General features: G+C 52.3%; 15 protein-coding genes. 12 read left to right on the top strand and 3 right to left on the bottom strand.

Going from position 1 to position 12,403, the window contains the following annotated elements; translation table 11 throughout:
• Positions 1 to 70: 70 nt before the first annotated feature.
• The 11 genes from AC0YOA_RS20550 (at position 71) to AC0YOA_RS20500 (ending at position 8,940) form a co-directional block, all read left to right on the top strand.
• Entirely contained in the window at positions 71 to 667 is a 597-nt protein-coding gene (locus tag AC0YOA_RS20550) for an RNA polymerase sigma factor (protein ID WP_210038836.1), read from the top strand.
• 945 nt (positions 668 to 1,612) lie between these two features.
• Positions 1,613 to 2,551, top strand: a complete 939-nt coding sequence (ehuB, locus tag AC0YOA_RS20545) for an ectoine/hydroxyectoine ABC transporter substrate-binding protein EhuB (RefSeq protein WP_475788177.1) — start codon at positions 1,613 to 1,615, stop codon at positions 2,549 to 2,551.
• Positions 2,552 to 2,553: 2 nt separating this feature from the next.
• On the top strand, positions 2,554 to 3,204 hold the full coding sequence (ehuC, locus tag AC0YOA_RS20540) for an ectoine/hydroxyectoine ABC transporter permease subunit EhuC (RefSeq protein ID WP_475788176.1): 651 nt from the start codon (positions 2,554 to 2,556) through the stop codon (positions 3,202 to 3,204).
• Positions 3,205 to 3,211: 7 nt separating this feature from the next.
• On the top strand, positions 3,212 to 3,877 hold the full coding sequence (gene ehuD, locus AC0YOA_RS20535; RefSeq protein ID WP_475788175.1) for an ectoine/hydroxyectoine ABC transporter permease subunit EhuD: 666 nt from the start codon (positions 3,212 to 3,214) through the stop codon (positions 3,875 to 3,877).
• A 14-nt stretch (positions 3,878 to 3,891) separates the two neighbouring features.
• Positions 3,892 to 4,749, top strand: coding sequence for an ectoine/hydroxyectoine ABC transporter ATP-binding protein EhuA (gene ehuA, locus AC0YOA_RS20530; protein ID WP_475788174.1), 858 nt, complete (start codon positions 3,892 to 3,894; stop codon positions 4,747 to 4,749).
• Positions 4,750 to 4,900: 151 nt separating this feature from the next.
• Positions 4,901 to 5,398: a diaminobutyrate acetyltransferase gene (ectA, locus tag AC0YOA_RS20525; protein WP_475788173.1), complete on the top strand. Its 498-nt coding sequence runs from the start codon at positions 4,901 to 4,903 to the stop codon at positions 5,396 to 5,398.
• A gap of 44 nt (positions 5,399 to 5,442) precedes the next feature.
• Positions 5,443 to 6,696, top strand: coding sequence for a diaminobutyrate--2-oxoglutarate transaminase (gene ectB, locus AC0YOA_RS20520; RefSeq protein WP_475788339.1), 1,254 nt, complete (start codon positions 5,443 to 5,445; stop codon positions 6,694 to 6,696).
• Positions 6,697 to 6,739: 43 nt separating this feature from the next.
• A complete protein-coding gene (locus tag AC0YOA_RS20515) occupies positions 6,740 to 7,147 on the top strand; it encodes an ectoine synthase (protein WP_475788172.1) in 408 nt (135 codons plus the stop codon).
• Entirely contained in the window at positions 7,147 to 8,046 is a 900-nt protein-coding gene (gene thpD / locus AC0YOA_RS20510) for an ectoine hydroxylase (protein WP_475788171.1), read from the top strand. The genes AC0YOA_RS20515 and thpD overlap by 1 nt, the downstream gene beginning before the upstream one ends.
• An 18-nt stretch (positions 8,047 to 8,064) precedes the next feature.
• Entirely contained in the window at positions 8,065 to 8,574 is a 510-nt protein-coding gene (locus tag AC0YOA_RS20505; RefSeq protein ID WP_379113550.1) for a DUF2179 domain-containing protein, read from the top strand.
• A 201-nt stretch (positions 8,575 to 8,775) separates the two neighbouring features.
• Positions 8,776 to 8,940, top strand: a complete 165-nt coding sequence (locus tag AC0YOA_RS20500; RefSeq protein WP_475788170.1) for a hypothetical protein — start codon at positions 8,776 to 8,778, stop codon at positions 8,938 to 8,940.
• A gap of 48 nt (positions 8,941 to 8,988) precedes the next feature.
• Here the strand turns inward: AC0YOA_RS20500 and AC0YOA_RS20495 are convergent, their stop codons facing one another.
• Positions 8,989 to 9,321, bottom strand: coding sequence for a winged helix-turn-helix transcriptional regulator (locus AC0YOA_RS20495; RefSeq protein WP_188994965.1), 333 nt, complete (start codon positions 9,319 to 9,321; stop codon positions 8,989 to 8,991).
• Positions 9,322 to 9,523: 202 nt separating this feature from the next.
• On the opposite strand from AC0YOA_RS20495, the gene AC0YOA_RS20490 reads away from it, so the two are divergent.
• Entirely contained in the window at positions 9,524 to 10,462 is a 939-nt protein-coding gene (locus AC0YOA_RS20490) for an aldo/keto reductase family protein (RefSeq protein ID WP_475788169.1), read from the top strand.
• A gap of 136 nt (positions 10,463 to 10,598) precedes the next feature.
• Here the strand turns inward: AC0YOA_RS20490 and AC0YOA_RS20485 are convergent, their stop codons facing one another.
• Positions 10,599 to 11,213 (bottom strand): YitT family protein, encoded by a 615-nt coding sequence (locus AC0YOA_RS20485; RefSeq protein WP_210038846.1) that lies wholly within the window; start codon positions 11,211 to 11,213, stop codon positions 10,599 to 10,601.
• A gap of 181 nt (positions 11,214 to 11,394) precedes the next feature.
• The gene (gene spoVAD / locus AC0YOA_RS20480; RefSeq protein ID WP_475788168.1) at positions 11,395 to 12,402 is read right to left on the bottom strand and encodes a stage V sporulation protein AD; all 1,008 of its coding nucleotides are present in this window, start codon (positions 12,400 to 12,402) and stop codon (positions 11,395 to 11,397) included.
• Between the last annotated feature and the right edge of the window lies 1 nt (position 12,403).

Genomic DNA, 12,403 nt, shown 5'->3' with positions numbered 1-12,403 from the left:
TTCATGTAGCTTTCATGTTGGTTTCATATTTGCGTGCTACACTGGGAAAAAACAGTGAGGAGGCGAATGCATGAGGCCGTGGGCTGAGTTTGAAGATGTCATTACCCCGCATCTGAATCATTTACGGACCTATTGTTTTTATTTGACGGCATCTCATTGGGAAGCGGAGGATTTGCGTCAGGAGACGCTGCTCCGGGCTTTCAAGCATTACCGCAGCAAGGGTGATGTCCAATATCCGCGATCATTATTGTATAAAATAGCCCGAAACGTTTACATAGACGCATATCGTAGGCGCAGGGGCATTATGGTTCCTATAGATGAAGCAGGTGAACAGTCCTATTGCGATGAGAATTATGCCTCCGTGCGGGGTCTGCTGGAGTGGGTAACGGAGCATTTGTCGGAGCGTGAAGTGGAAATGCTGCTGCTCGCCGAGGTATTTCGTTATTCCTATCAGGATATTGCAGATGAACTGGATTGTACCGTGCCTGCGGTCAAAATGGTGCTCCACCGATCCAAGCAGGCTCTGCGCAAACGCGGCGCCCAGCATAAGGCTACGGGTGAACTGATCTCGCTCAAACCGCAGCTTAAGCCTCCCATGCGCATGCCCAGACGATCCTTCGTCGTCGACAGATGGACACGCGCCGTGATGAATTACGAAAGCAGATGAGCCGTATTAGCCGCATAAGCGCAAAGCGCGGACGGTCTTGTTCTGCTCTGCCGAGCATCGAGCGAAGCTACCGGTCCTAGTCTTATATTTCGAGCATCGAGCGAAGCACGATCGATCTTGATCTGTCGAGCATCATGTGAAGCTATTCGTCTTATTCTTATCATTCGAAGTCATTGCGAAGCGCTATCGGTCTTATTTTGAAAGGCTGGTGCAAAAGGACTGGCTGCGAATGAGGAAATGGCTGATATTCGCGGGGAGTTAAAGAGGCGATTTAGCCTTATCATTAGATGAAATAGCGGTAGTACCGCTGAATTGGCTAATAAAGCGCGTCAAGCGCTCTTCTTTTTGTTGTATGGGCGAGAAAGCGCCTTTGGCTTGGTATGGAATCCTGAGCGCGGAGCGGGCGGAATCGTTCTGGAGAAACGATAGTGGTCGCCTTTGTCTTTCGAAATTTACCGCTAAATGTTTTATCCAATCAAGAATTCCGAAGGACAACAGCGATCGTAAGAATGATCCGCACGCGCAGCGTGCCTTTATCGATGAAAATTGACCCGCCCGCGCAGCATTCCCGTAATAGTTTCGCCTCAAACCACCTTTTAGCGAACAATCGCGAAAAAGGTGGTTTTTTGTTCATTCCTATCCCATTTTATCGCCAGATGTAAAATATAATTTATTTTTATTATAAAAATGTAATAAAAGGGCGATTCGATTTATAATTATTGTTTATTTATCATAGATAGCCTCTGATGTAAAACTCCTTATGCAGGATCATACGGCAATATACAAGAGGAAAAAGGAGGATGGGGCGGATGAGGGTGGCTCTGCCTACGAGAGCCAAAAATAAGCAATTTTATCCTGAAATACTGGAAATGACCTCCTGCGGCAAAGATGTTAGCCTTATATAAGTGTTCTTAATAAATATAGACGAAGGGTTGTGTAAGCATTTTGAAGAAGGGTTGGGCAATCGTCGTTTTGCTGCCAATGCTCTTGTTGGCGGCTTGTGGTCAGAACAGCAATGAACCAGCTGCCGGGAACGATACGGCTGGGACATCACCGGCAAATAACAATGCCAATGCATCTGGGGGGAACAGCGAGGCGACAGGGACCTTGGCTGACGTACAGAAAAAAGGCTCGGTAACAATCGGTTTCGCCAACGAGAATCCTTATGCATATAAAGATGCCGACGGAAAGCTGACCGGTGAGGCGGTGGAGATCGCCCGCGTTATCCTGGATCGGCTGGGCATTAAGGAAATAAAGGGAGAATTGACCGAGTTCACTTCCTTGATCGCAGGTCTGCAGGCCAAACGCTTCGACATGATTACGGCGGGGATGTTCATTAATCCCAAACGCTGTGAAGCGGTGCTGTTCGCTAATCCCGAGTACAGCATCGGCGAAGCGATAGCGGTGAAGCAGGGAAATCCGCTCAAGCTGGGGAGCTATAAGGATATTGCCGATAACGACAAGGCCAAGGTTGCGGTTATGGCTGGTGCCGTTGAGCTGGATTATCTGAAGGCGTCCGGCATTCCGGAGGATCGGATGGTTATTGTACCGGATCAGGATGCGGCCATCAGCGCGCTGCAGTCCGGACGCGCCGATGCCATGACGATGACAGGGCCGGCCCTGCAATCCAGACTGGACAGTGCGAAGGACGCCAAGCTGGAGCGGGTTATGGACTTTGAACAGCCAACGGTGGATGGCAAAGATGTTACGGGCTACGGCGCTACGGCCTTCCGTCCGGAGGATACGTCTTTCCAGGAGGCCTATAACGCAGAGCTTGAGAAGATGAAGGAATCCGGCGAGCTGCTGGAGATTCTCAAGAAATTCGGTTTTACGGAGCAGGAGCTGCCTGGAGATATGACCTCCAGCCAGTTATGTGAGGGATAATCATGACTCCGACCTGGTCGGCGATGTTTCCGCTCCTGTACGAAGGGGTCAAGATTACGATTCAAGTTACGGTAATGGCCGGGATTGTCGCATTGATCGTTTCTGTGGCGGCTGGTCTTGGCCGGGTATCGAGCTATGCGATTGTACGCGGTATATCCCGCATCTATGTTGATCTGTTTAGAGCCTCCTCCCTTCTTGTACTTATGTTTTGGATCTACTTCGCTCTGCCGTTTGCGGGAATCGAACTGAGCAAGATGGTGACGGCAGTGCTGGCTATCGGCTTGAACTGCGGGGCATACGGCTCGGAAATCGTACGAAGCTCCATATTGGCTGTTCCTTCCGGTCAGTATGAAGCCTCATTGGCGCTGAACCTGACCCCTCGGCAGCGAATGTGGCGCGTGGTCATTCCGCAGGCCGTTGTCCGCATGCTGCCGCCTTTTGGAAATTTATTGATCGAGCTGCTGAAATCGACCTCGCTGGTCTATTTTATTACGCTGAGCGATCTTACCTATGAAGCCATGATTCTCCGCAATAATTATTTATCATGGACCCCGCAGATATTTGGTCTGCTGCTTGTGATCTATTTTGCCCTGTCTGCATGCATCACGGTCACGATCCGGCTGCTGGAACGCAAATTTGCGGCTTGGAGGTGAATGAGAGATGTGGAAATGGGATTATGTCTGGGATTTAATGCCCGAGCTGTTCGGCGCTCTGCGGGTAACGCTTTATGCGACCTTGTGCGGGTTTCTGGTTGCGGCTGCAGTCGGCTTGCTGCTGGCGGTTGGTTCCCGCTCCAGATTTGCCGTGTTGCGGTATACGATCCGCGGCTTCGTGGAGTTCGTGCGCAGCACACCGCTGCTGGTGCAGGTGTTCTCGCTGTTTTATATTTTGCCGATGCTGTTTCCTTCGGCTTCCTTGTCCGCGTTCACGACTGGGGTAATCGGGCTGGGGCTGCATTACAGCACGTATTTGTCCGAGGTTTACCGCTCCGGCATCGACGGAGTGCCCCGCGGTCAATGGGAAGCGGCCAGCGCGCTTAATTTTACGAAAACGCAAACGTGGATCAAAATCATACTGCCTCAGGCTTTCCGGCCGATTGTGCCGGTGATGGGCAACTATTTGATTGTTATTTTCAAGGAAACTCCGATATTGATGGCGATTACGCTCGTTGAGCTGCTGCTCACCGCGAAGAATGCCGCCTCTGATTCTTATCGGGTGTTTGAACCCTATACCGTTGTAGGAGTGCTGTTCCTGATTATCAGCCTGATCATGACCGTGCTGTTCCGGTTTCTGGAGAAGAAGCTTAACGGGAAATACGCAGGGTAAGGAGTGAGGTCCGAATGAGCATGCAGTTGGAGAAACAAACAGAGGAGCTGGACGCACGGGAAGACCGGAACGGGAGGTTCGCGGATGTCCAGCCGATTGTGAAATATAACAATATAACGAAATCCTTCGGGGAGCTGGAGGTAATCAAGGGTGTGGATCTGGAGCTTTATCCGGGAGAGAAGATCGCTATGATCGGACCGAGCGGATCGGGCAAAACCACGCTTGGCCGCCTGCTCATGACGCTCGAGGAGCCGACTGGCGGAACAATCGAGCTGGATGGCGAGCTGCTGTGGCATATGGAGGTCAAAGGCAAGTTGGTCCGTGCGGACGAGAAGCATCTGCATCGGATGCGGGGCAAGGTGGGGATGATCTTTCAGCATTTCAATCTGTTCCCGCATATGAACGTCCTGCGCAATGTGACGATGGCTCCGCGTACCGTGCTGGGCTTGTCCAGGGAAGAAGCGCATGACCGCGCCATCACGATGCTGCGCAAGGTGGGGCTGGAGGAGAAGCTGGAGGTGTATCCTTCACAGCTCTCCGGCGGACAGAAGCAGCGCGTCGCCATTGCCCGGGCGCTCGTCATGCAGCCCAAGGTGATGATATTCGACGAGGTGACCTCCGCGCTTGATCCCGAGCTGGTCGGCGAGGTGCTGGAGGTTATTAAGGAAATCGCCAGCGAAGGCGAGATGGCGATGCTGCTGATCACGCATGAGATGGAGTTTGCAAGAGACGTGGCCGACCGGATCATCTTTGGCGCGGAAGGCAGAATTGTGGAGCAGGGAACGCCTGAGCAAATATTTGAGAATTCACAGAGCGAGCGCCTGCAGTCCTTCCTCGGACGCTTCGCCGGCGCTGCTTCCCAATCATCATGACAAAGGGGCAAGGGCCGATGGGAAGCAATCCACCCCTCGATGAGGTTGTGCCAGGAAGAAATGACTGTCGCCGTCCTTTGGCGGTATGATAAATTTCTTCCCCGGAACTTATAGAACACGGTAGAGGTGAAGCGTTATACAGCTTATAAATTTGAATAAACCGTCGGCCTCCGACGGCAAGCAGGTATGGCAGCTGGTGAAGGATGCAGGTACATTGGATCTGAATTCCGTATACAGCTACATCATGCTGTGCGATGTTTTTCGCGATACCTGTGTCATCGCTGTCCAGGAGGAAAGAATCGTGGGGTTTATGTCCGCTTACAAGAGACCGGATCAGCCGGATACGCTGTTTATCTGGCAGGCCGTGGTCGGCAGCGCTTGGCAGGGTAACGGATTGGGTAAAAAAATGCTCCGCGAGCTGCTGAACCGGGAAGAAAATGGCCCGATCCGCTTTGTTGAGGCGACGATCGGACCGGATAATATGGCTTCACAAAGGATGCTCATGGGAATTGGCGAGGAAAATGGCGGGCAATGTCATATTACAGAATATTATCCGGCCGCTTATTTTCCCGAAGAATCCGATCATGAGCCGGAGCTGCTGTTTCGTGTCGGACCGTTTACAAATAATTCTTTAGGAGTGATTCGGTGAGCGAAGTCAAGAAGGACGCAGCGGATTTAAGGGTGTTCGACAAGATGGAGTCAGAGGTGCGCAGCTACTGCCGGAGCTTTGAGAAGGTGTTCCATAAGGCCAAGAACGCCAAGCTGTGGGATATCGAAGGCCGGGAATATATTGATTTTTTTGCTGGTGCGGGGGCGCTCAATTACGGTCATAACAACCCGGCTATCCGCACCCGGCTGGTCGACTACTTGCTGGAAGACGGAGTGACCCATAGCCTGGATATGGCGACAAAAGCGAAAGAAATGTTTCTGAAGCGGTTTACTTCATCCATTCTGAAACCGCGCGGACTTGATTATAAAATTATGTTTCCCGGCCCGACAGGAACGAACTCTGTGGAGAGCGCCATGAAGATTGCCCGCAAGGTTACGGGACGCAGGAATATTGTCTGCTTCACCAATGCCTTTCACGGGATGAGTCTGGGATCGCTTGCCGCTACAGGCAATGCGTTCAAGCGCAAAGGAGCCGGCGTCGATCTGCCCAACACGAATTTCATGCCTTATGACGGCTATTTCGGTGAAGGCATCAATACGGTGGATATGATGGAGAAATATCTGGATGATCCGGGAAGCGGGTTCGACCTGCCGGCGGCCATCATTCTGGAAACGGTGCAAGGCGAAGGCGGATTGAATGCGGCCAGCCCGGGGTGGCTGAAGAGAGTCCAGGAGCTGTGCCTGAAGCGGGACATTCTGCTGATTGTGGACGATGTGCAGATGGGCTGCGGCCGTACAGGGACTTTCTTCAGCTTCGAGGAAGCGGGCATTAACCCGGATATCGTATGCCTGTCCAAGTCGATTGGGGGTTACGGTCTGCCGATGGCGCTGACGCTCATTAAGCCGGAATACGATCTGTGGCATCCCGGCGAGCATAACGGGACCTTCCGCGGGAACAACCTCGCCTTTGTCGCCGCAGCCGAGGCGCTTTCCTACTGGGAGGACGGGGCGTTCGAGACGGAGCTTGCCGGGAAAGCCAGCCGTATTGAAGAGGCGCTGAGCCAGCTTCTGAAGGAGCATCCCGAGGTAAACGCCTACAGGAAAGGGAAGGGTCTGATTCAGGGCATTTCCTTCGACCCGCCGCAGCTGGCCGGACAACTGAGCGCAGCCGCCTTCAAACGCGGCGTCATCATGGAAACATCAGGTCCGCATGACGAAGTCGCCAAGCTGATGCCTCCGCTTACCATTGAATCCTCCGTTCTGGAGAAGGGGCTGGCCATTCTTAAGGAAAGCTTTGAAGAAATCGTACAGTCGGAGCGCATTGGGGCGCTGGTTTAAGTGCTTGCGAAATGCAGGCAAATTCGAGAGGAGAGCGATAAATATGATTGTCAAGCATTTAGAGGACATTGTGAACTCCAAGTATGATATCGATACCGAAACCTGGAACGCCCGCAGGCTGCTGCTCCGCAAGGACGGCATGGGTTTTTCCCTGAATGATACGATTATCAAAGCCGGAACGGAAACGACCATCTGGTACAAAAATCATGTGGAGGCTGTTTATTGCATCGAAGGAGAAGGAGAGATTGAAATCGTCGCCACCGGCGAGAAGTTCCTCATCCGTCCGGGCATGCTGTATGCGCTGGACGGTCATGAGAAGCATTATTTGCGGGCAAAAACGCAGGTGCGGACGATATGCGTGTTCAACCCTCCGCTAACCGGCAGCGAGGTGCATGACAAGGACGGCGTTTATCCGCTGATTGAAGAGGCTGAATTGGAGGCGAACCGCTAATGAGCATAAATCTGGCAAATTCCAAGGAGACTAGAGAAGATAATTATCCGTCCCGGATTTCCGACAAGCCTGCTATCGTGGAGCGCGCGGACCCTGTCGTCTACAGCACCTGGAAGTCAGGCAGCCCATTGACCCAAGAGCAGTTTCGGTTCTACGACAGGAACGGCTATCTGTTTCTGGATCAGTTCTTCTCCGGTGAGGAGGTCGCCGGTTGGCGCTCCGAGCTGAAGAAGCTCCAGCAGCATTACGGGCAGCGTGAAGCCGAGCATGTCATTCGCGAGCCGGGCGGGACGGAGGTACGCTCCATCTTCGCGGTCCATGAGCATAATGAACGCTTCAAGGAGCTCTCGGCCAATAAACGTCTGACCGCAATCATCAACGAGCTTCTCGGCTCGCAAACCTATATCCATCAGTCCCGGATCAACTTCAAGCCGGGTTTTACCGGCAAGGAATTTTACTGGCATTCTGATTTTGAAACCTGGCATGTGGAGGACGGGATGCCTTCCATGCGCGCGCTCAGCTGCTCCATTGCCCTGGAGGATAATTTTCATTTTAACGGCCCCTTGATGGTGGTGCCCGGCTCGCATAAGAAATTCGTTTCCTGTGTCGGGCAGACACCGGACGATCATTTCAAGCAGTCGCTCCGCCGCCAGGAATACGGCGTGCCCGATGACGGCAGTCTGGCCCGGCTTGTGGAAGAAGGCGGAATCGAAACGATTGTTGGCGGTATAGGCTCCATCGTGCTGTTCGATTGCAATATTATGCATGGCTCGAACAGCAATATCACGCCTCTGCCGCGAAGCAATGTGTTCATGGTCTATAACAGTGTGGAGAATGCCTTGGAGAAGCCGTATTCGGGACAAACACCAAGGCCGAAATATATTGCTGCGCGCGGGTAACCCGGCGTGAGCGGTCTTATGCTTGTTCTCTCTATCATAGCGATCAACGTCGTCTATGTTTCGATTTTTACGCTGCGCCTGATTCTCGTGATCAAAGGGAGAAGAGGCGCAGCTTCTCTGATGGCGATGGCGGAGGTTTTTATTTACTTGGCAGGGCTCAATCTCGTACTCCAGAATCTGTCCAATCCCATCAACATGGCGGCTTACTGCCTGGGCTTCGGCATCGGCGTATATGCGGGCAGCCGGATTGAGGAATATCTGGCACTGGGCTATTCGGTCGTACAAGTTATCGCCGATTCCGCCGCAACCGGCCTGCCGAACAAGCTCCGCGACTTTGGCTATGGCGTTACATCCTGGATGGCGGAGGGACGTGACGGCAAACGGCTGGTCATGCAGGTTCTGGTCAAACGCAGCAACGAGAAGCGGCTCATGCGGAGCATCGGCATGGTTGCGCCCAAAGCGTTCGTGATCTCCCATGAGCCAAGGCAGTTCAAAGGCGGCTTCTGGACGAAAATGATCGAGCGGTGAGCGGGATTTACTGTATGCATAACCCAAGCGGATGTCTTCTCAGGCAGCTGCTTGGGTTGTTTGAATTTGGATAGTTTGCCTAACCGAATGCATAACCGCGGGGATAGCCTATTTTTTATTCGGCTTCAAAGCCAGAAGCAAGGCCAGCAAAGAGCGCAGCCAGCCAACAGCCATATCGTTAAAGCGGGCTGAAAATAATCCATGCTCCGGCCGACCAGTAAAGGCAGCACAGCTCCGCCGATTCCACCGGAGGCGATCAAGCTGAAGGAGAAGGGTACAGGAGCAGAGGGAATGGCTGCTGGATTCGATCGTCTGCAAATTATGAACCTGAAGCCTGACAGATGTCTGATAGAATTGGTCAACTGAAAACTGCGGTTATATGTATCGGCGAATGAAGCGTGAGGGCCGTCGGCCTTACGTCCACTTGGCCGCCCAGAGCTTCATTTCCTTGAGGATCTGATGCAAATCAACGCCTTTGGGTGTAAGGGAATATTCAACGGTGACGGGGACGGTCGGAAATACATGGCGTTCAAGAACGCCCTGCTCTTCCAGATGGCGCAGGGTACTGGTCAGCGCGCGGGGACTTACCGCAGAGATGAGACGCTGCAGCTCTCCGAACCGTTTCTTGCCGCCGAACAGCTCGCGAAGGACGAGAAAAGCCCATTTTCCGCCGATAACGTTAAGCGTTTTTTCAATATTGCAATCGATGCAGGCTGGTACTTTCGGAATGTAGTTGTTTACGGACATGAGAATAAGCGCACTCCTTCTATGAAAGATTGATAGTAACTATTAGTATAGTATATATAGATAATATAATAAAATGATTAATATTTCACTACTTTTAAAATGATAGAAGCATGCGTACAATAGAAGAGGTACCTTGCGCAGGTAGAATCGAATAAATGGACAAAGCTTCGGCTTTGCCAAATAAGAGGAGGATTTTCCTTACATGAATTATCGTAAACTTGGTGGCAGCGGATTGAAGGTAAGCGAGATCAGCCTTGGCAGCTGGCTGACATATGGCGGTTATGTAGAGCGTGAGAATGCGGTGAAAGCCGTTCAGAAGGCTTATGAGCTGGGTATCAATTCATTTGATACGGCTAATGTATATGAACGGGGAGCAGCCGAGACATTGCTGGGCGAAACGATCAAGTCGTTCCCGCGTGAATCCTATGTGCTGGCAACCAAAGCATTCTGGCCGATGGGCGACGGACCGAATGACCGCGGCCTTTCCCGCAAGCATGTAATCGAGCAGTGCAACGCCAGTCTGAAGCGTCTGGGCGTGGAATATGTAGATATTTTCTACTGCCACCGCCATGATCCCGAAACCCCTCTCTACGAAACGCTTCGCGCAATAGACGACCTGATCCGTCAGGGCAAGGTTCAATACGTCGGTGTCAGCGAGTGGACGGCAACGCAGATGGCTGAAGGATTGGGAACGGCAGACCGTTACCTGCTGGACCGCATCGTCGTGAATCAGCCGATCTACAATATGTTCGAGCGCTACATCGAGAAAGAGGTCATTCCGTTCGGCGAACGCAATGGCATCGGACAAATCGTGTTCTCGCCGCTTGCGCAGGGACTGCTGACAGGCAAATATACCTCGCTTGAGGATGTGCCCGCAGACAGCCGCGCAGCCAAGCTGGACTGGGTCCGCAAAGGAATTACCGAAGAGAAGCTTGCCAAAGTGCGCGCCCTCTCGGAAATTGCCTCAGAGCTGGATATCAAAGTCGGCCAGCTGGCCTTGGCCTGGATTTTGCGTCAGCCTAACGTGGCAAGCGCACTTGTCGGCGCAAGCAATCCTGATCAAGTGGTGGAGAATGTGCAGGCAGTTGGAATTGTGCTGACTGAGGAAGTCATTGAGCGGATCGAATTGATCCTGAAATAAGAATGCTGTTATAGCAGCAGGGCAGTATGAACCGCTGAAAGCAGAAGCCGGGATTTACGATCCGGGCTTTGCATTCAGCGGTTTTTTAATCTTATAGATTTATAGAGATTTACAGGCTCGGGTCTTTTTAAGCGGCTCATCTTCGTTTGCGTTTGATCAACGACGGCAAAAACAGCATTCTCCCGCTGGTGCTGGTGATGAGAATCGTGGCAATAGCGCCTGCGGTTATCGTCATTGCCGATAGGATGAAGGAGGTCGCGGTAATGAGCATGCCTCCAAGTCCAATCACGACAATATCCACCGCGAAGATCAACAGGCCGACATTGATGGAGGTGTCCTTGGCTACCAGATGCGCCAACAGATCCGTGCCCCCTGTGCTGACCTTATGGCGCAGCATGATGCCAAGCCCCGATCCTACGAATCCGCCTCCAATAATAGCGCTGCTGATCGGCGGCAGGGGAATTTGATAGTGGTAGGGCTCGAACAGGTCTGTCAGAAAGGAAGACATCAGCATGCCAAGCAGGCTGCCGAGCGGAAATTCGCGCTCATTATACCAGGAGACCAGAAATACGGGGATGCTGCATAGTATGATGACATTCCCTATTTTGAACCCGAAAAGATAGTGGAAGATGAGTCCGACCCCGATAAAGCCGCCGTCCATAATGTGGTAGGGGACCAGGTAGAAATCAATTCCGGCTGCGATCAGCAGACTTCCAACAATAATGGCCAAGCATTGTGCGAAGGACGGCACTTTATCAACTCCCGGGGATAGGCATGTCTAATATATATGCTCTATCCCGGGATAGCTTGCTTAAATTTATTATATATTTTAAATATAGAGAAAGGTTGGTACCTAGTACTAACCTTTTCTCGAATTTTGTGGGAAGAAGCCTGCTGTCAGCCGTCAGAAGGACGGAGCCTTCGATTTCCTCTTACTGGGCTTCAATAGAGACTGCATGGGCAATGCTTGGAATGCTCTCACCCTGTTGAAAAGACAGCGGCGATAACAAGGCGCCTGTCGCAACGACAAGCAGCCGTTTCAGGTCCCCCTCGCGTATCCGTTTGAGCAAGTGTCCATACGTTACAGTAGCTGAGCAGCCGCATCCGCTCGCACCGGCCTGAACAGACTGGGTTTCATAATTGTAAATCATCATGCCGCAGTCGCCGAAGACGGTCTGATGGATGGGGAAGTTATGCTTCTCGAATAATTTGGTGGCGATATTATGGCCAACCTTGGCCAAATCACCGGTAACGATAAGGTCATAGTAATCCGGCTCGATTTGCAAGTCCCGGAAGTGAGCTTCAATCGTATCTACAGCGGCTGGCGCCATTGCCGCGCCCATATTGAAGGGATCTGTAATTCCCATATCAATGACCCGCCCGATCGTTGCCGACGTGACCACGGGTCCGGTGCCATATCTGGAGACAACGGCAGCGCCTGAGCCCGTAACCGTAAATTGCGCGGTAGGCGGTTTCTGCGAGCCGTATTCCGTGGGATAGCGGAACTGCTTCTCTACGCTGGCATTATGGCTTCCGGTCGCGGCCAGGACATGATGGGCCGAGCCTCCATTAACAAGCGTAGCGGCGAGCGCGAGGCTCTCCATAGACGTTGAACAGGCGCCGAACACGCCAAGATACGGAATTTCCATCGTACGTGCGGCAAAGCTGCTGCTGATGATTTGATTCATCAAGTCCCCGCCGATATAGAACTGAATATCTTCCTTCGAGAGTCCCGCATTCTCAATGGCAAGCTTGGAGGCTTCCTCAATCAGAACCTTCTCGGCCTTCTCCCAGCTCTTTTCCTTCAGCATCAGGTCGCCGTGGATGATATCAAAGTCATTGGCGAGCGGACCCTGCCCCTCGAAGGGACCGACTACCGTAGCGGTTCCCCGGATGACCGGCCGATTCTCAAATACCCAGCTTTGATGTCCTTTCAACATA

The organism is Paenibacillus sp. JT22N12 (genome assembly GCF_056269365.1).
The sequence above is the reverse complement of the archived record's forward strand: the minus strand, read 5'-3'. Positions and strand labels throughout refer to the sequence as shown.